Source organism: Streptococcus anginosus, assembly GCF_900636475.1.
GTDB lineage: Bacteria > Bacillota > Bacilli > Lactobacillales > Streptococcaceae > Streptococcus > Streptococcus anginosus.
The window spans coordinates 1,727,754-1,749,525 of record NZ_LR134283.1; the positions used below are offsets into that span (position 1 = coordinate 1,727,754).

The window sequence follows — 21,772 nt, forward strand, 5'->3', positions numbered from 1 at the left end:
CGTGCTGACAAATGTTGCAAAAGTACACACAGATGATAGCTGTCACCAAGTGTATCATCACCAAAATTAAAAAAATACAGGAGAAATGTAGATGCCTACAATTAACCAATTGGTTCGCAAACCGCGTAAATCAAAAGTAGAAAAATCTAAATCACCAGCTTTAAACGTTGGTTATAATAGTCTTAAACGTGTACCTACTCGTGAAAACTCACCACAAAAACGTGGTGTTGCAACTCGTGTTGGTACTATGACACCTAAAAAACCTAACTCAGCTCTTCGTAAATTTGCTCGTGTACGTTTGAGCAACTTGATTGAAGTGACTGCTTATATCCCAGGTATCGGACATAACTTGCAAGAACACAGTGTTGTGCTTCTTCGTGGTGGACGTGTAAAAGACCTTCCAGGGGTACGTTACCATATCGTTCGTGGTGCACTTGATACTGCAGGTGTAACTGATCGTAAACAAGGCCGTTCTAAATACGGTACGAAAAAACCAAAAGCATAAGGAAAGGGGATAAAGATCAATGAGTCGTAAAAACCGTGCGCCTAAGCGCGAAGTATTGCCAGATCCGCTCTACAATTCAAAATTAGTGACACGTCTTATCAACCGCGTTATGCTTGATGGGAAACGTGGTACAGCAGCTTCAATCGTATATGGTGCTTTTGAACAAATCAAAGAAGCTACTGGAAATGATGCACTTGAAGTATTTGAAACAGCTATGGAAAATATCATGCCTGTACTTGAAGTACGTGCTCGCCGTGTTGGTGGTTCTAACTACCAAGTCCCAGTTGAAGTTCGTCCAGAACGTCGTACAACTCTTGGACTTCGTTGGTTGGTAACTATTTCACGTTCACGTGGAGAACACACTATGCAAGATCGCCTTGCAAAAGAAATCATGGATGCAGCTAACAATACTGGTGCAGCTGTTAAAAAACGTGAAGATACTCACCGTATGGCTGAAGCTAACCGTGCTTTTGCTCACTTCCGTTGGTAAGATTAAGATACTAAGGGCGTTAAAAAAGCAACAGAAAATTAGGAAACTTGACGAAGAATCAGAGATTCTAGGAAAGTTTATCTATTTTCCGAGCTTTTAGCCCGAGTTCAATTGAGTTTTTGAGATTTTAGTCCGAACTCAAGTTTAAGATACGAAAGCGTTAAAAGAGTCCAAGAGAAAATAGGAAATCGAAGCAGGTTGCGATTGCAACCAATGAGATCTATCTTTCTCTTTAGATTTTTAGCTTAATCAAAATTGTTAGGATCGTAAAAGCGTTAGGCATTGCACTTAACCCAATCAATTACAAAAACTTCAGGAGGAGCGGGTAGGATTTGCCTACTCGCTTTTCTTAAAATATGTTATAATAAACTGTAAATAAAATAATAGGAGAAATAACCAAATGGCTCGCGAATTTTCACTTGAAAAAACTCGTAACATCGGTATCATGGCTCACGTCGATGCTGGTAAAACAACAACGACTGAACGTATTCTTTACTATACCGGTAAAATCCATAAAATTGGTGAAACACACGAAGGTGCTTCACAAATGGACTGGATGGAACAAGAACAAGAACGTGGTATTACTATTACATCTGCTGCAACAACAGCACAATGGAAAGATTACCGTGTCAACATTATCGACACACCAGGACACGTGGACTTCACAATTGAAGTACAACGTTCCCTTCGTGTATTGGATGGTGCCGTAACTGTCCTTGACTCACAATCAGGTGTTGAACCTCAAACGGAAACAGTTTGGCGTCAAGCAACTGAATATGGTGTTCCACGTATCGTATTTGCTAACAAAATGGATAAAATCGGTGCAGACTTCCTTTACTCAGTAAGCACTCTTCACGATCGTCTTCAAGCAAATGCTCACCCAATTCAATTGCCGATTGGTGCAGAAGATGATTTCCGTGGTATCATTGACTTGGTTCGCATGAAAGCCGAAATCTATACAAATGACCTTGGAACAGATATTCTTGAAGAAGATATTCCAGCGGATTATCTTGAACAAGCCCAAGAATGGCGTGAAAAATTAGTAGAAGCAGTTGCTGAAACTGATGAAGACTTGATGATGAAATACCTTGAAGGTGAAGAAATTACTGAAGCAGAACTAAAAGCTGCCATCCGTAAAGCAACTATCAATGTTGAATTCTTCCCAGTTCTTGCTGGTTCTGCCTTCAAGAACAAAGGTGTTCAAATGATGCTTGATGCAGTTATTGACTACCTTCCAAGCCCACTTGACATTCCAGCTATCAAGGGTGTAAACCCAGATACTGAAGAAGAAGAAACTCGTCCTGCATCTGATGACGAACCATTTGCAGCACTTGCTTTCAAGATTATGACAGACCCATTTGTTGGTCGTTTGACTTTCTTCCGTGTGTACTCAGGTGTCTTGAACTCAGGTTCATACGTTTTGAATACTTCTAAAGGAAAACGTGAACGTATTGGACGTATCCTGCAAATGCACGCTAACCACCGGAATGAAATCGAAACAGTTTACTCTGGTGACATTGCTGCAGCTGTTGGTTTGAAAGATACTACAACTGGTGACTCATTGACAGATGAAAAGGCAAAAATTATCCTTGAATCGATCGAAGTTCCAGAACCAGTTATCCAATTGATGGTTGAACCTAAGTCAAAAGCTGACCAAGATAAGATGGGTATTGCCCTTCAAAAATTGGCTGAAGAAGACCCAACATTCCGCGTTGAAACAAACGTTGAAACTGGTGAAACAGTTATCTCTGGTATGGGTGAGCTTCACTTGGATGTCCTCGTAGACCGTATGCGTCGTGAATTCAAAGTTGAAGCAAACGTAGGTGCTCCTCAAGTATCTTATCGTGAAACTTTCCGTGCACAAACATCAGCACGTGGATTCTTCAAACGCCAATCAGGTGGTAAAGGTCAATTCGGTGATGTTTGGATTGAATTTACTCCAAATGAAGAAGGAAAAGGATTCGAGTTTGAAAATGCTATCGTTGGTGGTGTCGTTCCACGTGAATTCATCCCAGCTGTAGAAAAAGGTTTGATTGAGTCAATGGCAAATGGTGTTCTTGCTGGTTACCCAATCGTTGACGTGAAGGCAAAACTGTATGATGGTTCATACCACGATGTCGACTCATCTGAAACAGCCTTTAAAGTTGCTGCCTCTCTTGCTCTTAAAGAAGCTGCTAAGACTGCGCAACCAACCATTCTTGAACCAATGATGCTTGTTACAATTACTGTACCAGAAGAAAACCTCGGTGATGTTATGGGACACGTAACAGCTCGTCGTGGACGTGTTGATGGTATGGAAGCTCATGGTAACAGCCAAATCGTTCGTGCCTATGTTCCACTTGCTGAAATGTTCGGTTATGCAACAGTTCTTCGTTCAGCATCACAAGGACGCGGTACTTTCATGATGGTATTTGACCACTACGAAGATGTACCGAAGTCAGTACAAGAAGAAATCATTAAGAAAAATAAAGGTGAGGCTTAAGATAAGCTGATTTTGGAGCGCCTGCGCAAGCAGGTGCTTTTTGCATATCTCCCACTTAGCTTCCGGAAATGAAAGAGAAATGAAAATCTTTGAAAGAAATGATATTCCTTGTTAATAATGCTGAAATCAGTTGCAATTTTAAGGGATAAAGTATATAATAGATATGTTGAAAGGTGATTTGTAGCAACTCAAGTTACTCTTTTCACATAAAAATTTTTTGATTTTCATAAGGAGGAAATCACGAATGGTAGTTAAAGTTGGTATTAACGGTTTCGGTCGTATCGGTCGTCTTGCATTCCGTCGTATCCAAAACGTAGAAGGTGTTGAAGTTACTCGTATCAACGACCTTACAGATCCAGTTATGCTTGCACATTTGTTGAAATATGACACAACTCAAGGTCGTTTCGACGGTACTGTGGAAGTTAAAGAAGGTGGATTCGAAGTTAACGGTAAATTCGTTAAAGTTTCTGCTGAACGTGACCCAGAACAAATCGACTGGGCTACTGACGGTGTAGAAATCGTTTTGGAAGCAACTGGCTTCTTTGCTAAGAAAGATGCAGCTGAAAAACACCTTAAAGGTGGAGCTAAGAAAGTTGTTATCACTGCTCCTGGCGGAAACGATGTTAAAACAATCGTATTTAACACTAACCACGATGTTCTTGATGGTACTGAAACAGTTATTTCAGGTGCTTCATGTACTACAAACTGCTTGGCTCCAATGGCTAAAGCACTTCAAGACAACTTCGGTATCGTTGAAGGTTTGATGACAACAATCCACGCTTACACTGGTGACCAAATGATCCTTGACGGTCCACATCGTAAAGGTGATCTTCGCCGTGCTCGTGCTGGTGCTGCAAACATCGTTCCTAACTCAACTGGTGCTGCTAAAGCTATCGGTCTTGTTATCCCAGAATTGAACGGTAAACTTGATGGTTCAGCTCAACGTGTTCCAACTCCAACTGGATCGGTTACTGAATTGGTTGCTGTTCTTGAAAAGAATGTAACTGTTGATGAAGTAAATGCAGCTATGAAAGCAGCAGCTAACGAATCATACGGTTACACAGAAGATCCAATCGTATCTTCAGATATCGTAGGTATGTCATTCGGTTCATTGTTTGATGCAACTCAAACTAAAGTTCTTGATGTTGACGGAAAACAATTGGTGAAAGTTGTATCTTGGTACGATAACGAAATGTCATACACTGCACAACTTGTACGTACTCTTGAATACTTTGCAAAAATTGCTAAATAATTCATCAGTATAGAGAAGAGAGGTTCGCCTCTCTTTTTTGTTGTCATTCGCTCCTCGGCTCAGACTTGTGGAAGTTGGGAGTTGAATATGCGTGAAATTGGAATTTTGATAAATTTTTGGAGCTTATACTAACTGCTTGTCATCATTTAAGCTACAAAAAAAACAACTTGACTTTACCCAAATCAAGTTGTTTTTTTACTATGTAAGGATTGTATTGCTAGACTTCTTCATCTGGTGTTAAAATCATTGGGATGATAATGGGCTCACGCTCTGTATTTTCGTATAAAAATGGTCGGAGAGCATTTACGATGGCACCATTGACTGACTGAATACTAGCATCTTTATTTTTCAATGCAATACGTATCGCATTGAAAAGAATACGTTGGCTATGACGGATCAGTTCACCTGATTCCCGCATATAGATGAAACCGCGGCTGAGAATATCAGGACCGGCTAAGATCATCTTGGATTTAAAGTCAACAGTGGCTACTGCAAGGACAACGCCATCTTCGGAAAGATCCCGTCTGTCACGGAGGACTGCGGCACCGATTTCTCCGATACGATTACCATCAACATAAATATCTTGTGCATTAAAACTTCCTGCAATGCGAGCAGAATTGGCAGTTAGGGCTAAAACGTCTCCATTGCTCATGATAAAGATATTCTTTTTAGGGATACCTGTATCCATTGCAAGCCCGGCATGGACTTTTTGCATGCGGTATTCACCATGGACTGGCATGAAATACTTCGGTTTTATCAAGCGAAGCATGAGTTTTTGTTCTTGTTGCCCTCCGTGCCCAGAGGTATGGATATTATTGATTTTTCCATGGATAACATCAACGCCAGCTTCTGAAATGGTGTTGATGAGCTTATTGACACTGGTGGTATTTCCAGGGATAGGACTAGAAGAGAAAATCACTGTATCACCTGGTTGAAGCTGCACTTGACGATGTGTTCCATTCGCAATGCGTGAAAGAGCTGCCATTGGCTCTCCTTGACTTCCTGTACACATGATTAGAATTTCATTTGCGGGATAGTCTTTGATTTGGTTTGGTTCGATGAAGGTTCCTTTTGGGGTTTTGATATAACCTAGTTCAATTCCGTTGACAATGGCTTTTTCCATTGAGCGTCCAAAAACAGCAATTTTTCGCCCAGTTTTAACCGCAGCATCCGCAGCTTGTTGAAGACGGAAGATATTTGAGGCAAAGGAGGCAAAAATAATCCGCCCGTGAATGCCTTCAATGATTTTCATGATAGATTGACCAACGACTTTTTCGGAATTTGTGAAAGTTGGAATTTCTGCATTGGTGGAATCAGAAAGAAGTGCTAGAACGCCATCTTCCCCAAGAGCTGCCATTCGATGTAAATCTGCTGGCTCGCCAACGGGGGTAAAGTCAAACTTGAAGTCACCCGTACAAACAATTTTCCCTTGGGGTGTGTGGATGACAATTCCCAAAGGCTCTGGGATAGAGTGAGTTGTGCGGAAGAAGGTTGCTTTTAAATTTTTAAATTGAAGTTCGGTATTTTGATTGATTTCGTAGAGTTTAGCGTCACGTAAAAGTCCGTGCTCTTCCAATTTACCACGAATCAGTGCAAGGGCAAGTGGTCCAGCATAAATGGGAACATTTGCTTGCTTGAGAAGGAAGGGAATCCCTCCGATGTGGTCTTCGTGACCGTGAGTAATCAAGACTCCTTTGATACGGTCAATATTTTCTACGATATAAGAATAATCAGGAATGACATAATCAATCCCTAAGAGGTCGTCTTCAGGAAATTTAATCCCTGCATCAACGATGATAATCTCATCTTGGTATTCAATCCCGTAGGTATTTTTTCCGATTTCTCCTAAACCACCAATGGCAAATACACCGACTTCTTCGGGTTTTAAAGTATATGACATGGTTTAGAGCTCCGTAATTGTAAAGTTGCCTGATTCTTTTTCGTATTCTAAATGTTTGTCAGACAAAAGTGTAATCAATTCAACATTATAAGGTGTTTTTTCTTCGACGAGTTTCCGGGCTTTGATGCGTCCTTCTAGTTCGTCTTTGGCGTCAATATCCAAGTAGAGAGAATGCGTGTTTTCCCGACGTGGATTGCGTTCTTTTGTTTCTTGATAAAAAACTTTGTAAATCATTTCAATTCCTTTCTCATTCATGATCAATCTACCAGAAAATAGCCACCTTATTTTCAAGGGCGGTCTCCATCTATTTGATTTTCTGGGTAATAAATTGACTTTGATACGTTACAATTATAATCATTATATCATAAAAAGGTTATTTAGTAAAAGAAAGAAGTGAGAAAAACTAGGAAAACGATTTTCAAAAGGTCTTGTTTTTTTGGAAATCATATTGAGGCAATCCGTATTTTTTTGTAGTATAATAGGAGGTAGATTATCACGAAGGAAAGATAGAAATGAAAGTTTTAGCTTTTGACACATCCAGCAATGCACTCGCGATTGCGATTTTAGAAGATGATAAGTTGCTTGCTGAGATGACAGTCAATATCAAGAAAAATCATAGCGTTACATTGATGCCGGCTATTGATTTTTTAATGGAAAATTTGGATTTAAAGCCAAGCGATTTAGAGCGCATTGTGGTCGCAGAAGGTCCTGGTAGTTATACAGGTTTGCGGATTGCTGTGGCAACAGCCAAAACGTTGGCACATACGCTTAAAATAGATTTGGTGGGAGTTTCTAGCTTGCGAATTCTGGTGCCAGAGGACGTTGACGGCTTGGTCATTCCTCTCATGGATGCTAGACGCAATCATGTCTATGCTGGTTTTTATGAAAATGGCAGAGCAACTCAGCCGGAAGCTCATTTATCTTTTGAAGAAGTGTTAGAAAGAGCCAAGTCTGCCTCTCAGGTAACTTTTGTAGGGGAAGTGGAAAATTTTGTGGAGCAGATTCAATCCGCTTTGCCAGCAGCTGTTATCAAAGCAACCCTGCCAAGCGCTGTGCTCCTTGCTAAAATCGGTCTGCAACTATTAGCTCGCTCTGTTCATGATTTCGTGCCGAATTACCTCAGGCGAGTGGAAGCAGAAGAGAATTGGCTCAAAAACCATCAAGAAACGAACGATTCTTACATCAAGCGCTTATGATTGAGATTAAAAAAGATGAAAAAAAGCAGGTTGCTGATTTAGCAGAGCAGATTTACCAAGTATTGAAAGATGTGTATGCTGTCAGTCCTTGGAATATAGAGCAGATTGAGAAAGATTTACAAAATCCTTTGTCGGTTTATGTTTTGGCTTTAGAAGCCCAAAATTTAATCGGGTTTCTGACTTTTCAAGAGTCAGACTTTGAAGCAGAAGTTTTACAAATTGCGGTTAAGAAAGCCTATCAAGGAAAGAAAATTGCGACCGCTTTGTTTGAACATCTGCCAATTGACAAAGAGATTTTCCTCGAAGTGCGAGAATCTAACAAAGCAGCTCTGCTGTTTTACCAAAAAGAGAAATTTATAGAAATCGCTCGGCGCAAGAATTACTATCATGAGCCAGTGGAAAATGCGATTGTAATGAAAAGGGAAAACTATGAATGATAGATATATTTTAGCTTTTGAGACGTCCTGCGATGAGACTAGCGTGGCAGTTTTAAAGAATGACGCTGAACTCTTATCCAATGTTATTGCCAGCCAGATTGAGAGCCATAAACGTTTTGGTGGCGTGGTACCGGAAGTGGCTAGCCGTCACCATGTGGAAGTTATCACGGCTTGCATTGAGGAAGCTCTTGCGAAGGCCGGTATTACAGAAAAAGAGGTGACCGCAGTAGCAGTAACTTATGGACCAGGGCTCGTAGGCGCCCTCTTAGTCGGACTGGCAGCTGCTAAGTCTTTTGCGTGGGCACATCATTTACCGCTTATTCCTGTCAATCATATGGCAGGTCATCTTATGGCGGCTCAAAGTGTTGAGAAATTAGAATACCCTCTTTTAGCGTTATTAGTCAGCGGGGGGCATACTGAGTTGGTTTATGTCAGCGAAGCCGGTGATTATCAGATTGTCGGGGAAACACGCGATGATGCAGTTGGAGAAGCTTATGATAAAGTTGGTCGCGTGATGGGCTTGACTTATCCAGCAGGGCGTGAGATAGATGAATTGGCCCATAAAGGACAAGATATTTATGATTTTCCGAGGGCGATGATCAAAGAGGATAATTTGGAATTTTCCTTTTCTGGGTTGAAGTCTGCCTTTATCAACCTCTGTCACAATGCAGAGCAAAGGGGTGAAAGTTTGTCAAAAGAAAATTTGGCTGCTAGTTTTCAAGCTGCTGTTTTAGATATTCTCATGGCAAAAACAAAAAAAGCTTTGGAGAAATATCCTGTTAAGACCTTAGTCGTTGCGGGCGGTGTTGCTGCTAATCAAGGTTTACGTGAACGTTTAGTAGCTGAAATGACAGATATCAAGGTAATCATACCGCCTTTGCGTCTCTGTGGGGACAATGCAGGAATGATTGCTTATGCGAGTGTCAGCGAGTGGAATAAAGGGAATCTTGCAACATTGAGCTTGAATGCTAAGCCAAGTCTGGCATTTGACACAATGGAAGAATAAATATGATAGGAAAAAGTTTTAAGGATGGGGCTAAGGCAGCGATGCCAACGGCTCTTGGGTATGTTAGTATTGGACTAGCTTGTGGAATTATTGGTGCTTCTTATGTCAGTCCTCTTGAGATGGTACTGATGAGCAGTTTAGTCTATGCAGGAAGTGCTCAGTTTGCTATGCTAGCACTTCTTGCGATTCACGCCCCGGTAACAGCTATTGCTCTGACAGTTTTTTTAATCAATTTGCGTCTATTTTTGCTAGGTCTTCATACATCTACTTTTTTTCGGCATGCAAGTCTCTTGCAAAATATTGGTATCGGAATACTCTTGACAGATGAAACATACGGCGTTTTACTAAGTGAGCACGTCCATACAAAATATATTTCGCTTCAATGGATGTACGGCAATAACATTACGAGCTATCTCACTTGGTTCGTCGGATCTGTAGTCGGAACGACATTAGGAAGTCTATTGCCAAATCCAGAAATGTTTGGCTTGGATTTTGCGCTGGTTGGTATGTTTATTGGGATTTTTTCTTCCCAATTTTTAGTGATGTTACATAAAACAAAATTTCAAAAACTATTAGTGATGTTGTCTGTGGTAGCGTTATCGTTCTATGCTTTAAGCATGCTTGTTTCTTCGTCTTTAGCTGTTTTAATGTCGACCTTATTAGGCTGTGCTGCGGGGGTAATGCTAGATGATAAATAATTATATATTTGTCGCCATTCTTCTCTCAGCTTTGGTGACATGGTTATCACGGCTTACTCCGTTTATATTGGTAAAATATCGCGGGTTACCTAAGATTATAGAACGTTTCTTGCAATATTTACCGGTCTCTATTGTTTTTGCGTTGATTTTATCCAGCATTACCAAGGGAGGAGTAGGACAGTTGCCAACCTTCAAATGGCTAGATTTAATAGCTGTTTTTCCAACAATTTATATTGCTTTTCGCTATCGTAACTTAGTGGTAACTGTGATTTTTGGTGTGGTATTGGTGGCTGGTTTGCGATTCATCTTTTAAATTTATAGAAATAACTCTGTCTTAGGAAATCACTAAGGCGGAGTTTTAGTTAAAAATGACCGTTTAAGACCTAAAACAGACCATTCAGGATTTTAATGAGCTTTTTATTTAGATTGAGCAGGATGAGAGCTTGTTATAAAGTAGATTTGCGGTTACTATTTTCATTTCCAAAGGGGCTTTTAGCAGTATTGAGACTTACTTCGCAAACTCTATCTATAACCTCAAGTCAGTTCTTTGAGCAATTATCTACTTCGTTAAGAATTTTGGATATCAAAAAGTAAGGCAGGGACAAAAGTCCGACCTCAAGTATAAAAAGCGAACAAAACTAGTTTTCTGGTAATCAGAATTCTGCTTTGTTCGCTTTTCGCATTTAATTATAGATTTGAAGGGCTTAATAATTAAGATTTTTAAAAATTGAAATCTTTTTATCCCAAACTTTTTACAAGCTATTGTTTTCCCAACAAATGTAGTGATTGGAAAAGCACTTTTGATTTTAATCGATTAGAGTTCCTTGGAACAATTGATTAGGAATAGGTGCCACCCATCACAGCTATCTGTTAGTTTTCTTTTTTGTCTAATTTCTTGCCTAACTCAATAATGTATTGTTTCATATCGTCTTTGATTTGAGGATGTTTGAGGGCATAGTCAATAGATGTTTTCATAAAGCCAAATTTGTCGCCGACATCATAACGATCACCTGTGAACTCACGAGCGAATACTCTTTGTGTTTTGTTGAGAGTATCAATAGCATCTGTTAGCTGGATTTCATTTCCGGCACCTGGCTTTTGTGTTTCCAAGATGGAGAAGATTTCAGGCGTCAGTAGGTAGCGTCCGATAATGGCGAGATCACTTGGTGCGTCTTCTGGTTTTGGCTTTTCAACAAAGGTCTCCACGCTGTAGAGCCCATTTACTCCTTCACCTTGTGGATTAATAACACCGTAAGAAGAAACTTCGTCGTGTGGCACTTTCATGACAGCAATAGTTGAAGCGTGTGTTTCTTCGTAATCATTCATTAACTGTTTGGTTAGCGGAACTGCTTTGTCGTTTGTAATGCCCATCAGATCATCACCTAGCATAACGACAAAGGGTTCGTTACCAACGAATGCCTTGGCTTGTAAAACGGCATCGCCAAGTCCGCGTGGATGACTTTGGCGAATGAAGTGAAGACCAATGCCAGTCGTTTCATCTACGAGTTTTAAAAGATCAGATTTACCTTTTTCTTTGAGGTTGTACTCCAATTCAAAATTTGAATCAAAGTGGTCTTCAATAGATCGTTTGGATTTGCCAGTTACGACTAAGATGTCTTTGATACCAGATTTTAATGCTTCTTCGACGATAAATTGAATAGTCGGTTTGTCAACAATAGGTAGCATTTCTTTGGCGAGCGCTTTGGTTGCTGGCAAGAAACGAGTTCCAAGTCCAGCAGCAGGAATGACTGCTTTTCTTACTTTTGTCATAGAACGACTCCTTATTTAATATGGCTAATCACGACCATTCGTTCTCAGCTTTGAATTCATTATTCATTATATCATAAATAGCATCTTTTATGTTAAGGTTTTCATAAATGACATGATAAATGGCTTGGGTAATGGGCATGTAAACGTTTAATTCTTGTGCGAGTTCGTAAGCAGCTCTGGTAGTGGAAATGCCTTCAATAACCATGCCCATGTTGGCTTCGATATCTTCTAACTTTTCACCGCGCCCAAGAGCATCACCAGCGCGCCAATTGCGTGAGTGAACGGAGGTTCCTGTGACAATTAAATCTCCCACTCCGGATAAACCGCTATATGTTAAAGGACTGGCACCGAGTTTGACACCGAGACGGGTGATTTCTGCTAAGCCACGCGTGATAATAGCGGCTTTGGCATTGTCACCATAGCCAAGACCGTGAAGAGCCCCTGCTCCGACCGCAATGATGTTTTTGAGTGCGCCCGCTGTTTCCACACCGATGACATCTGTATTGGTGTAGAGACGGAAGTAGTGATTGCTGAAAAGATTTTGGACGTATTTAGCTGTTTCTAAGTCTTTTGAAGCTGCTGTGATGAGAGTAATGTCGCGAACGATAGTTTCCTCAGCATGGCTGGGACCAGAAACAACGACGATTTCGCTACGGAATTGTTCAGGCAATTCTTCCTCTAAAATCATGGAGAGTCGCTTATGGGTATCAGGTTCCAGACCTTTTGAAGCATGCATGATTTTAACTGGGTGATCCAGCACCTCGGCGACTTGTTTGGCTACAAGACGTGTAACCTTGGTTGGAACGACGAAGAGAATGGCATCCACGCCGTCAAGGGTTCCTTTTAAGTCGTAATACGCTGTAATTTTTTCATCAAGAACAATATCTTTAAAATAACGTTTGTTAGTGTGGTGCTCGTTGATTTCAGTAATTTGTTCGGCAATATTACCCCAAATACGAACTTCATGTCCGTTGTCATTTAATACTTGTGCCAAGGCAGTACCCCATGAACCAGGGCCTAAAACAGCAACTGTTTGTTTTTCCATGTTCTTCTCCTTATAGAGTTTTCTAATTTCATTTTACCATAGAAAGCGATAAATTTCTTGTTTAGTAGTAGCTTGTTTTTATAAGTTATTATTTTATAAGAATAAAGTCTAATTAAAGTGCATAAAAAGAGTGTAATGAGGCAGGAATTGTGGCTAGTATAAAAGCTATTTATCACACCCTTTAAAAAAATCAATTGGACGGCAGGTAGAGGAAGTGGTATGATTGTGTATATCAATGAGGGGGGGAATCGTATGAGCAGACCGATTGTTGGAGTGACTGCTAATCTTTGTCCTGTTGATAAGGAAGGTAAAAATATTCACTCGTCCGTTTCTAGTAAATTTGCTGAGAGTATCAAAATCGCTGGTGGATTGCCTATGATTATCCCTGTTGGTGACAAAAGTTTGGTGAGGGATTATGTTGAAAGTATTGATAAATTGATTTTGTCCGGGGGACAACATGTGCATCCCACTTTTTATGGAGAAAAGCAGGCGATTGAGAGTGATGATTACAATATGGTGCGAGACGAATTTGAGCTGGCTCTGTTAGCAGAAACTATTCGACAAGAAAAACCAATTATGGCAATTTGCCGAGGCTTGCAGTTGGTCAATGTTGCTTTTGGTGGAACGCTCAACCAGCATATTGACAACCATTGGCAGGGCTTACCTTTTGGAACTTCTTACTCTATTCAAACTGAAAAAGGCAGCATTGTTGAAGAGTTGTTTGGTCGTGCTAGCCAGATCAACTCTGTCCACCGACAAAGTATTAAAGATTTGGCACCGAATTTTCGTGCAACAGCTTTTGATCCTAGGGATAAAACCATTGAAGCGATTGAGTCGCTAGATGATAGTCGGATCATTGGGCTTCAATGGCACCTAGAGTTTTTAATCAATGAAGAAAAAGGGAATCTAGAACTTTTTCAGTATCTTTTGCAGAAATTGTAAATTTGAAATACGGCTTAAGCTTCATTTAAGAAAATCGTTTTATAATAATATTATCAAATGAAGACCTCCTAACTTTATTTGATGAAATCCTAAAACTTTTTCATAATAATCTCCCTATAAGGGCCACCAAAGAGGTGGTCTTTTTGTTTTGTGAACAGTCATTCGTTATTCCTGTTAGTTTATGATATAATATTTCAAATCATTGATTAAGGAGGAAATAGGATGATAAAGAACGTTGGAATCGTTAGTCTATCAAGCGGGATTATAGGAGAAAGTTTCGTTAGGCATGAGGTTGATCTAGGATTAAAGCGTTTAAAAGACTTGGGACTTGAAGTGATGTTTTCAGAGAACGCACAAAGAGGAATGGATTATCTGAAAGACCATCCTGAATCGAGAGCGCAAGATTTGATTCAAGCTTTTGAAGATCCTTCAATTGATATGATTTTATGTGCTATTGGTGGAGATGATACGTATCGATTGCTACCCTATTTGTTTGAAGATAACCAATTAAAAAAGGTTGTGAATCAGAAAGTATTTTTAGGTTTTTCAGACACTACCATGAATCACTTCATGCTCCATAAGTTGGGAGTGAAGACTTTTTATGGTCAGTCATTTCTTGCTGATGTTTGTGAGTTAGAGGAAGAAATGCTGCCTTATACGCTTTCATATTTTAAGGAACTGATTGGAACAGGGACTATCTCAGAAATCAGACCGAGCAATGTCTGGTATGATGAGAGGACGGATTTTAGTGAAAAAGCCTTAGGAACGAAGCGGACTCGTCATGAAAATCAAGGCTTTGAATTGCTGAAAGGGAAGGCAATATTTGAAGGGGAAATTTTAGGAGGCTGTTTGGAGTCGCTCTATCAGATATTTGATGAAAGATATGAAGGTGCCATTGAATTGTGTGCACAATATCAGCTCTTTCCTAGTCTTTCAGAATGGGAAGGAAAAATTCTTTTGTTGGAAACCAGTGAGGAAAAACCAGAACCAATTTTATATCGAAAAATGCTAGAAGCCTTAAAGGCGACAGGGATTTTTTCTGTTTTAAATGGGATTCTTGTCGGAAAACCAATGGATGAAACTTATTATGGAGAATATAAACAAATCCTGCTTGATGTCATTGATACAGATATTCCTATTTTATATAACTTAAATGTTGGACATGCTACCCCAAGAGCAATTGTTCCTTTTGGAGTGAAAGCTGAGGTGGATGCCAACGAGCAAGTCATTCGATTTTTGAATGAACTGAAATAACTTCAAAAGTGCAGGTTGAAGAATGACCTGCATTTTGCGTGTTGTTTACGAATTTAGTATAATAGGGGAAGCAAATGTAGAAAAGAGAAAAATATGCGAATTCGTGGTTTTGAGCTTGTTTCAAGCTTTAAAAATAAAAATTTACTGCCAAAGCGTGAGACGGCTCATGCGGCTGGTTATGACTTAAAAGTGGCAGAGCGTACAGTGATTGCGCCAAAAGAGATTAAGTTGGTGCCGACAGGTGTCAAGGCCTATATGCAGGCTGGTGAGGTGCTTTATCTTTATGATCGTTCATCTAATCCACGTAAAAAAGGATTGGTTTTGATTAACTCTGTGGGCGTTATTGACGGGGATTACTATGGCAATCCGGGAAATGAAGGGCACATTTTTGCGCAAATGCAGAACATTACAGATCAAGAAGTGGTTTTAGAAGAAGAAGATCGTATCGTTCAAGCTGTCTTTGCGCCGTTCTTGCTTGCTGATAATGATGAAGCAGATGGTGTGCGGACAGGTGGTTTTGGAAGCACGGGGCATTAAGAAAGAGGAATCTATCATAGCCAAGAAAAAAACGACATTTGTTTGTCAAAATTGTGAATACCATTCGCCCAAGTATCTGGGGCGTTGTCCTAACTGTGGGGCTTGGTCGTCCTTTGTCGAAGAGGTCGAAGTTACGGAGGTTAAGAATGCGCGTGTTTCTCTGACAGGGGAAAAAAGTCGACCGATGAAGTTAGCAGAGGTGACTTCTATCAATGTCAACCGTACCAAGACAGATATGGAAGAGTTTAACCGCGTCTTGGGCGGTGGCGTGGTGCCAGGAAGTTTAGTTCTAATCGGAGGAGACCCAGGTATTGGGAAATCTACCCTTTTATTGCAGGTTTCGACCCAACTCTCTCACAAAGGAACGGTCTTGTATGTCAGTGGGGAAGAGTCTGCCGAGCAGATTAAGCTGCGCGCGGAACGTTTAGGCGATATTGACAGTGAGTTTTATCTCTATGCTGAGACCAATATGCAGAGTATTCGTGCTGAGATTGAAAAAATCAAACCAGATTTTTTGATTATAGATTCCATTCAGACGATTCTATCGCCAGAAATTTCCAGCGTGCAAGGGTCGGTTTCGCAAGTGCGAGAAGTGACAGCGGAGCTGATGCAGCTGGCAAAGACCAACAATATTGCCACCTTTATCGTCGGTCATATGACGAAAGAGGGCACTCTGGCTGGACCTAGAACTTTGGAACATATGGTGGATACAGTACTTTATTTTGAGGGTGAGCGTCAACATACTTTTCGTATTTTGCGAGCGGTTAAAAACCGCTTCGGCTCTACGAATGAAATCGGTATTTTTGAAATGCAGTCAGGTGGTCTGGTTGAAGTACTCAATCCTAGCCAGGTTTTCTTAGAGGAGCGTTTAGATGGAGCGACAGGCTCTTCTATCGTGGTGACTATGGAGGGGACGCGTCCAATCCTTGCGGAAGTGCAGGCTTTGGTGACGCCGACCATGTTTGGCAATGCCAAGCGGACAACGACAGGATTGGATTTCAATCGTGCTAGTCTGATTATGGCTGTTTTGGAAAAGCGAGCAGGGTTATTATTGCAAAATCAAGATGCCTACCTCAAGTCAGCAGGCGGTGTCAAATTGGATGAGCCAGCCATTGACTTAGCTGTTGCTGTCGCAATTGCTTCTAGTTATAAAGATTTGCCAACGAATCCACAAGAATGTTTTATTGGTGAAATCGGTCTGACGGGCGAAATCCGCCGTGTCAATCGCATTGAGCAGCGTATCAATGAAGCTGCTAAGCTGGGCTTCACCAAAGTTTACGCTCCTAAAAACTCTCTGAACGGGTTGAACATTCCCGAAACTATTGAAGTTATTGGTGTGACAACGATTGGTGAAGTGTTGAAGAAGGTGTTTGGGTAAGTTAGTGTAACTAATCATTGAATTGATAGGTGAGACAGACGGTGGCTCCCACATTGCTAAGGAAATTCTGTAAATGATTGGAAGAATAATAAAGTTTCATCGTTTCTGTTATTTCTTTTCAACAACTATGTGGTATAATAGTAACGTTTGAAATAAAAACAGGTTTTTCCTGTTAGAAATATAAGATAAATATTAGGAGATATACAATTGGCGAATCAAATTCGTGTGCGTTATGCACCAAGTCCAACGGGACTGTTACACATCGGAAATGCGCGGACTGCGCTCTTTAATTATCTTTACGCTCGTCACTACGGCGGAACTTTTATCATTCGGATTGAAGATACTGACCGTAAACGTCATGTGGAAGACGGGGAACGTTCGCAGTTGGAAAATCTGCGTTGGTTAGGAATTGATTGGGATGAAAGCCCAGAAACGCATGAAAAATATCGCCAATCTGAACGCTTGGACATTTACCAAGGTTATATCAATGAGTTACTTGAAAAAGGCTTGGCTTACAAATCATATGTGACGGAGGAAGAGCTGGCAGCAGAGCGTGAGCGTCAGGAAGCTGCTGGAGAAACACCTCGTTACATCAATGAATATCTGGGAATGTCTGAAGATGAAAAAGCAGCTTATATCGCAGAGCGTGAAGCAGCAGGCATTGTTCCAACAGTCCGTCTTGTGGTCAATGAATCTGGTATTTACAAGTGGAACGATCTTGTCAAAGGTGAGATTGAATTTGAAGGTGGCAACATCGGTGGTGACTGGGTTATCCAGAAAAAAGACGGCTATCCAACTTATAATTTTGCGGTTGTGGTGGATGACCATCTTATGAAAATTTCCCATGTCATTCGTGGAGATGACCACATTGCCAATACCCCTAAGCAGCTCATGGTGTACGAAGCGCTCGGTTGGGAAGCGCCACAATTTGGTCACATGACCTTGATTATTAACTCCGAAACGGGTAAGAAATTGTCCAAACGTGATACAAACACGCTTCAATTTATCGAAGATTACCGTAAGAAAGGCTACCTGCCTGAAGCCGTCTTCAACTTTATTGCCCTCCTTGGCTGGAATCCTGGCGGTGAAAATGAAATCTTCTCTCGTGAAGAATTGATCCAACTCTTTGATGAACATCGTCTCAGCAAGTCTCCGGCTGCTTTTGACCAAAAGAAATTAGACTGGATGAGCAATGAATACATTAAAAATGCGGATTTTGAAACCATTTTTGATATGGCGAAACCTTACTTGGAAGCGGCTGGTCGTTTGACTGACAAAGCTGAAAAATTAGTTGAACTTTACAAACCACAAATGAAGTCTGTAGATGAAATCGTACCGCTCACAGACCTTTTCTTTGAAGATTTCCCAGAGCTAACGGCAGAAGAAAAAGAGTTTATGGCAGGCGAAACGGTACCGACTGTTTTGAAAGCATTCAAAGAAAAATTGGAAGCTATGAGTGATGAAGACTTCAAGTCGGAAAATATCTTCCCGCAAATCAAGGCAGTGCAAAAAGAAACGGGTATCAAGGGAAAGAACCTCTTTATGCCAATTCGTATTGCTGTTTCAGGCGAAATGCACGGTCCAGAATTACCAGACACCATTTACCTGCTTGGACGTGAAAAATCTATTGAGCACATCGAAAATATGTTGAAGAACATCCAATAAATTTAGCGAAAACATCACATGTGTTAAACTTGTGGTGTTTTTGCTTTTATATGATGAAATGCTTGATTTTATGTTATAATAACCCTTAATACTAAATCAAAGTGAGGAATGCTTATGCCAGCTACTAAAATGACCGCACAGGAAATTATTCAGTTTATAGCGGATGCTAAGAAAAAGACAAATGTAAAAGTGACTTTTGAAGGAAAACTAGCGGGCGAAGTACCGGATTCTGTTGTCAAATTGAGCAATGTTCTATTTGGTGACTGGGAAGAAATTAAACCTCTTTTGGTTAATCTAGAAGAGAATAAAACCTATGTGGTGGAGCAGGATGCCCGAAACTCTGCCGTGCCGCTGTTAGACAAGCGTGAGGTCAATGCTCGGATTGAGCCAGGCGCTATTATCCGCGACCAGGTGGAAATCGGTGATAATGCTGTGATTATGATGGGAGCTGTTATCAATATCGGAGCTGAAATTGGTGCTGGAACGATGATTGATATGGGAGCCGTTTTGGGTGGTCGAGCTATTGTTGGAAAAAACAGCCACGTGGGTGCTGGGACTGTTCTTGCCGGTGTCATTGAGCCTGCCAGCGCAGATCCTGTCCGAGTGGGGGACAATGTCTTGATAGGGGCCAATGCTGTCGTTATTGAAGGAGTGCAGATTGGCAATGGTTCTGTCGTCGCTGCAGGGGCTATTGTGACGAAAGATGTGCCAGAAAATGTTGTTGTAGCTGGTGTGCCAGCGCGTGTGATTAAGAAAATTGATGAACACACCCAGCAGAAAACAGCATTGGAAGACGCTCTTCGGACGCTTTAAAGAGGGAAATGTATGATTGATTATCAAAAAATTCGCCGAGACTTGCATCAAATTCCGGAAATTGGACTGGAAGAGTATAAGACTCATGCCTATCTGATGAGAATAATTGATGAGTTGACTGCTGGCTTGGATTCCGTTGAGATTCGGACCTGGCGTACGGGAATTTTGGTCTTTGTCAAAGGCAGTACACCTGCTAAGACGATTGGCTGGCGGACAGATATTGACGGTTTGCCGATTGTTGAGGAGTCAGGGTTTGCCTTTGCTAGTCAACATGAGGGACGTATGCATGCCTGTGGGCATGATATGCACATGACAATCGCTCTGGGTTTGTTGGAGAAATTAACTACTGAGCAGCCTAAGAATAATCTACTTTTTCTTTTCCAGCCAGCTGAGGAAAATGAAGCTGGAGGTATGCTGATGTATGAAGATGGAGCCTTTGGCGATTGGTTGCCAGATGAATTTTATGGGCTTCATGTGCGACCTGACCTCAAGGTAGGAGATATTGCTACGAATACTAGTACACTTTTTGCAGGGACTTGTGAAGTTAAATTAATTTTTAAGGGCAAGGGTGGTCATGCTGCATTTCCACATAATGCTAATGACGCTTTGGTAGCAGCTAGCTATTTTGTCACTCAGGTTCAGACCATTGTGAGTCGCAATGTAGATCCGATTGAAGGAGCTGTCGTCACCTTTGGTGAATTCCATGCTGGAACAACGAATAATGTGATTGCTGAAACTGCCTTTCTGCACGGAACCATTCGAACATTGACGCAGGAGATGAATTTGCTCACTCAAAAACGCCTGCGGGAAATCGCTGAAGGAGTAGCCCAGTCTTTTGGTGTAGAGCTTGATTTGGAGCTGAAACAAGGTGGTTATCTTCCTGTGGAAAACGATTCTGAACTGGCTGCTGAATGTATGAATTTTTTCCAAAAAGAGAATGGTGTGCACATGATTGATATTTTACCTGCAATGACCGGTGAGGACTTTGGTTATCTGCTCAGTAAAGTCAAGGGTGTGATGTTCTGGCTGGGGATTGATAGTCCTTATGCACTTCATCATCCTAAAATGGCGCCAGATGAAGCAGCCTTGCCTTTTGCTATTGAAAAATTTGGGAAGTTTTTAAGTGCAAAAGTTAATGAATGATGGGCTGGGAATGTTGATAATGTTTCTGATTGAGGAGAAGATAAATGAAGGCAGATTTGCGCAAAACTATAGTCAGAAAAATGAAAGAGCAGGAATTGATAGTAAAACAGCAGAGAGATGCTTTGCTCACTCAGTACTTGCTGGAATCTTCTACTTATCAACAAGCTAGAACAGTTGCGGTTTATTTATCTTTGCCACACGAGTTTGACACAAGTCTTTTCATCAGGCAGGCTCAAGCAGATGGCAAGCGGGTTTTGGTCCCTAAGACTTATCCCGAAGGGCGCATGACTTTTGTAGATTATAATCCAAATGACTTGGAATTGACTGTTTTTGGTATCTGGGAACCAAGAAGTGAACGAGCGGTGGAAAAATCTCATATTGATTTGATTCATGTTCCAGGTGTTGCTTTTAACAAAAAAGGCTATCGTATTGGCTATGGAGGTGGCTATTATGACCGCTATTTGGCTGATTTTAAAGGGATGACAGTAAGTACAATTTATCCTTACCAGTTAGTTGATTTTCAACCAGATGATTGTGATATTCCCGTTCAGGAGGTATTGATTTGTGAATAAAATTTATGATAAACGTTATCCAGTAACGAACTTATTGTTGCTTATCACGACAGGAGTTTTCCTAGCAATGTTTCTGTTGCGTGGCTTTAATTATGCTAGTACCCAAACGATTTATGAATTTGGGGCAATGAATGGTCGAACGATTCAATATTTTCCAAGCCAGATTTGGCGCTTGGTATCGGCGATTTTTGTTCATATCGGCTTGGAGCATTTTGTGATGAATATGATTACGCTGTATTTTATCGGACGACAAGCTGAGGATATTTTTGGCTCGTGGAATTTTCTGTTTCTTTATCTGATGTCTGGTATTTTAGGAAATGTCTTTGTCTTCTTTTTCACTTCAAGTGCTGTGGCTGCAGGTGCCTCTACATCTTTGTTTGGGATTTTTGGTGCTATTATTACTTTGCGCTATGCGGTGCGAAATCCTTACATTCAGCAACTCGGTCAATCGTACTTAGTTCTTCTAGTTATGAACTTAGTGTTGAGTTTGACACCGGGAATTAGTCTGGCAGGACACCTAGGTGGTGCAGTCGGAGGCGCTTTGTGTGCGGTTATTTTTCCAGTCCGTGGGGAAAGAAGAGCTTATCAAGTGGGGCAACGGTTATTGGCGTTGATTGCTTATATTGTTTTAGCTTTGGGAATGATTTGGTTAGCTTTTAATCGAGGCGTATAAAAAGAGGTTGAATA

The 21,772-nt window shown here is 40.9% G+C and carries 22 protein-coding genes; 18 read left to right on the plus strand and 4 right to left on the minus strand.

The window, feature by feature from the left end:
- Positions 1–91 precede the first annotated feature (91 nt).
- The 4 genes from rpsL (at position 92) to gap (ending at position 4,729) form a co-directional block, all read left to right on the plus strand.
- The gene (rpsL, locus tag EL079_RS08630; protein WP_003026451.1) at positions 92–505 is read left to right on the plus strand and encodes a 30S ribosomal protein S12; all 414 of its coding nucleotides are present in this window, start codon (positions 92–94) and stop codon (positions 503–505) included.
- Positions 506–524: 19 nt separating this feature from the next.
- Complete coding sequence (rpsG, locus tag EL079_RS08635) at positions 525–995, plus strand: 30S ribosomal protein S7 (RefSeq protein WP_003026449.1); 471 nt, start codon at positions 525–527, stop codon at positions 993–995.
- 400 nt (positions 996–1,395) lie between these two features.
- Positions 1,396–3,477, plus strand: a complete 2,082-nt coding sequence (gene fusA / locus EL079_RS08640) for an elongation factor G (RefSeq protein WP_003026447.1) — start codon at positions 1,396–1,398, stop codon at positions 3,475–3,477.
- Positions 3,478–3,721: 244 nt separating this feature from the next.
- Positions 3,722–4,729 (plus strand): type I glyceraldehyde-3-phosphate dehydrogenase, encoded by a 1,008-nt coding sequence (gap, locus tag EL079_RS08645; RefSeq protein ID WP_003026445.1) that lies wholly within the window; start codon positions 3,722–3,724, stop codon positions 4,727–4,729.
- A 217-nt stretch (positions 4,730–4,946) separates the two neighbouring features.
- On the opposite strand, the gene rnjA is transcribed toward gap, so the two are convergent.
- Complete coding sequence (gene rnjA, locus EL079_RS08650; protein ID WP_003032229.1) at positions 4,947–6,629, minus strand: ribonuclease J1; 1,683 nt, start codon at positions 6,627–6,629, stop codon at positions 4,947–4,949.
- A gap of 3 nt (positions 6,630–6,632) precedes the next feature.
- Entirely contained in the window at positions 6,633–6,863 is a 231-nt protein-coding gene (locus EL079_RS08655; protein WP_020999859.1) for a DNA-directed RNA polymerase subunit epsilon, read from the minus strand.
- A 278-nt stretch (positions 6,864–7,141) separates the two neighbouring features.
- Between EL079_RS08655 and tsaB the strand changes: the two genes are divergently transcribed.
- The 5 genes from tsaB to EL079_RS08680 are packed head-to-tail and all read left to right on the plus strand — an operon-like array spanning position 7,142 to position 10,279.
- Positions 7,142–7,825, plus strand: a complete 684-nt coding sequence (gene tsaB / locus EL079_RS08660) for a tRNA (adenosine(37)-N6)-threonylcarbamoyltransferase complex dimerization subunit type 1 TsaB (protein ID WP_003032202.1) — start codon at positions 7,142–7,144, stop codon at positions 7,823–7,825.
- Positions 7,822–8,262 (plus strand): ribosomal protein S18-alanine N-acetyltransferase, encoded by a 441-nt coding sequence (gene rimI / locus EL079_RS08665; protein WP_003032237.1) that lies wholly within the window; start codon positions 7,822–7,824, stop codon positions 8,260–8,262. The genes tsaB and rimI overlap by 4 nt, the downstream gene beginning before the upstream one ends.
- Positions 8,255–9,268 carry a tRNA (adenosine(37)-N6)-threonylcarbamoyltransferase complex transferase subunit TsaD gene (gene tsaD, locus EL079_RS08670; RefSeq protein ID WP_003032215.1) on the plus strand — a complete coding sequence of 338 codons (1,014 nt, stop codon included), beginning with the start codon at positions 8,255–8,257 and terminating at the stop codon, positions 9,266–9,268. Before rimI ends, tsaD begins: the two co-directional genes overlap by 8 nt.
- Before the next feature lie 2 nt (positions 9,269–9,270).
- Positions 9,271–9,966, plus strand: a complete 696-nt coding sequence (locus EL079_RS08675; protein ID WP_003032243.1) for an AzlC family ABC transporter permease — start codon at positions 9,271–9,273, stop codon at positions 9,964–9,966.
- On the plus strand, positions 9,956–10,279 hold the full coding sequence (locus tag EL079_RS08680) for an AzlD domain-containing protein (RefSeq protein ID WP_018543598.1): 324 nt from the start codon (positions 9,956–9,958) through the stop codon (positions 10,277–10,279). Before EL079_RS08675 ends, EL079_RS08680 begins: the two co-directional genes overlap by 11 nt.
- A gap of 557 nt (positions 10,280–10,836) precedes the next feature.
- Here EL079_RS08680 and galU read toward each other — a convergent pair.
- Both galU and EL079_RS08690 read right to left on the minus strand, forming a co-directional pair.
- Positions 10,837–11,736 carry a UTP--glucose-1-phosphate uridylyltransferase GalU gene (gene galU / locus EL079_RS08685; RefSeq protein WP_003032212.1) on the minus strand — a complete coding sequence of 300 codons (900 nt, stop codon included), beginning with the start codon at positions 11,734–11,736 and terminating at the stop codon, positions 10,837–10,839.
- A 28-nt stretch (positions 11,737–11,764) separates the two neighbouring features.
- Positions 11,765–12,781 (minus strand): NAD(P)H-dependent glycerol-3-phosphate dehydrogenase, encoded by a 1,017-nt coding sequence (locus EL079_RS08690; protein WP_003032228.1) that lies wholly within the window; start codon positions 12,779–12,781, stop codon positions 11,765–11,767.
- Between the two features lie 252 nt (positions 12,782–13,033).
- Between EL079_RS08690 and EL079_RS08700 the strand changes: the two genes are divergently transcribed.
- From EL079_RS08700 to EL079_RS08740, 9 genes are all read left to right on the plus strand, one after another.
- Positions 13,034–13,723 (plus strand): gamma-glutamyl-gamma-aminobutyrate hydrolase family protein, encoded by a 690-nt coding sequence (locus EL079_RS08700; RefSeq protein WP_026248191.1) that lies wholly within the window; start codon positions 13,034–13,036, stop codon positions 13,721–13,723.
- 222 nt (positions 13,724–13,945) lie between these two features.
- Positions 13,946–14,977, plus strand: coding sequence for a S66 family peptidase (locus EL079_RS08705; RefSeq protein ID WP_003032205.1), 1,032 nt, complete (start codon positions 13,946–13,948; stop codon positions 14,975–14,977).
- A gap of 93 nt (positions 14,978–15,070) precedes the next feature.
- Positions 15,071–15,514, plus strand: a complete 444-nt coding sequence (locus tag EL079_RS08710; RefSeq protein WP_003032208.1) for a dUTP diphosphatase — start codon at positions 15,071–15,073, stop codon at positions 15,512–15,514.
- The gene (gene radA / locus EL079_RS08715; RefSeq protein ID WP_108720868.1) at positions 15,474–16,892 is read left to right on the plus strand and encodes a DNA repair protein RadA; all 1,419 of its coding nucleotides are present in this window, start codon (positions 15,474–15,476) and stop codon (positions 16,890–16,892) included. Before EL079_RS08710 ends, radA begins: the two co-directional genes overlap by 41 nt.
- Before the next feature lie 207 nt (positions 16,893–17,099).
- Complete coding sequence (gene gltX / locus EL079_RS08720; RefSeq protein ID WP_003032210.1) at positions 17,100–18,557, plus strand: glutamate--tRNA ligase; 1,458 nt, start codon at positions 17,100–17,102, stop codon at positions 18,555–18,557.
- Between the two features lie 114 nt (positions 18,558–18,671).
- A complete protein-coding gene (dapD, locus tag EL079_RS08725; protein ID WP_003032231.1) occupies positions 18,672–19,370 on the plus strand; it encodes a 2,3,4,5-tetrahydropyridine-2,6-dicarboxylate N-acetyltransferase in 699 nt (232 codons plus the stop codon).
- Between the two features lie 12 nt (positions 19,371–19,382).
- Positions 19,383–20,513, plus strand: coding sequence for an N-acetyldiaminopimelate deacetylase (locus EL079_RS08730; protein ID WP_003032211.1), 1,131 nt, complete (start codon positions 19,383–19,385; stop codon positions 20,511–20,513).
- A gap of 44 nt (positions 20,514–20,557) precedes the next feature.
- Complete coding sequence (locus EL079_RS08735) at positions 20,558–21,085, plus strand: 5-formyltetrahydrofolate cyclo-ligase (protein ID WP_003032207.1); 528 nt, start codon at positions 20,558–20,560, stop codon at positions 21,083–21,085.
- Complete coding sequence (locus EL079_RS08740) at positions 21,078–21,758, plus strand: rhomboid family intramembrane serine protease (protein WP_003032222.1); 681 nt, start codon at positions 21,078–21,080, stop codon at positions 21,756–21,758. The genes EL079_RS08735 and EL079_RS08740 overlap by 8 nt, the downstream gene beginning before the upstream one ends.
- Positions 21,759–21,772 lie beyond the last annotated feature (14 nt).

Coding starts and splice junctions, on each gene's coding strand:
- rpsL (WP_003026451.1), top strand. CDS start 92: ATGCCTACAATTAACCAATTGGTTCGCAAACCGCGTAAATCAAAAGTA.
- rpsG (WP_003026449.1), top strand. CDS start 525: ATGAGTCGTAAAAACCGTGCGCCTAAGCGCGAAGTATTGCCAGATCCG.
- fusA (WP_003026447.1), top strand. CDS start 1,396: ATGGCTCGCGAATTTTCACTTGAAAAAACTCGTAACATCGGTATCATG.
- gap (WP_003026445.1), top strand. CDS start 3,722: ATGGTAGTTAAAGTTGGTATTAACGGTTTCGGTCGTATCGGTCGTCTT.
- rnjA (WP_003032229.1), bottom strand. CDS start 6,629: ATGTCATATACTTTAAAACCCGAAGAAGTCGGTGTATTTGCCATTGGT.
- EL079_RS08655 (WP_020999859.1), bottom strand. CDS start 6,863: ATGATTTACAAAGTTTTTTATCAAGAAACAAAAGAACGCAATCCACGT.
- tsaB (WP_003032202.1), top strand. CDS start 7,142: ATGAAAGTTTTAGCTTTTGACACATCCAGCAATGCACTCGCGATTGCG.
- rimI (WP_003032237.1), top strand. CDS start 7,822: ATGATTGAGATTAAAAAAGATGAAAAAAAGCAGGTTGCTGATTTAGCA.
- tsaD (WP_003032215.1), top strand. CDS start 8,255: ATGAATGATAGATATATTTTAGCTTTTGAGACGTCCTGCGATGAGACT.
- EL079_RS08675 (WP_003032243.1), top strand. CDS start 9,271: ATGATAGGAAAAAGTTTTAAGGATGGGGCTAAGGCAGCGATGCCAACG.
- EL079_RS08680 (WP_018543598.1), top strand. CDS start 9,956: ATGATAAATAATTATATATTTGTCGCCATTCTTCTCTCAGCTTTGGTG.
- galU (WP_003032212.1), bottom strand. CDS start 11,736: ATGACAAAAGTAAGAAAAGCAGTCATTCCTGCTGCTGGACTTGGAACT.
- EL079_RS08690 (WP_003032228.1), bottom strand. CDS start 12,781: ATGGAAAAACAAACAGTTGCTGTTTTAGGCCCTGGTTCATGGGGTACT.
- EL079_RS08700 (WP_026248191.1), top strand. CDS start 13,034: ATGAGCAGACCGATTGTTGGAGTGACTGCTAATCTTTGTCCTGTTGAT.
- EL079_RS08705 (WP_003032205.1), top strand. CDS start 13,946: ATGATAAAGAACGTTGGAATCGTTAGTCTATCAAGCGGGATTATAGGA.
- EL079_RS08710 (WP_003032208.1), top strand. CDS start 15,071: ATGCGAATTCGTGGTTTTGAGCTTGTTTCAAGCTTTAAAAATAAAAAT.
- radA (WP_108720868.1), top strand. CDS start 15,474: ATGGTGTGCGGACAGGTGGTTTTGGAAGCACGGGGCATTAAGAAAGAG.
- dapD (WP_003032231.1), top strand. CDS start 18,672: ATGCCAGCTACTAAAATGACCGCACAGGAAATTATTCAGTTTATAGCG.
- EL079_RS08730 (WP_003032211.1), top strand. CDS start 19,383: ATGATTGATTATCAAAAAATTCGCCGAGACTTGCATCAAATTCCGGAA.
- EL079_RS08735 (WP_003032207.1), top strand. CDS start 20,558: ATGAAGGCAGATTTGCGCAAAACTATAGTCAGAAAAATGAAAGAGCAG.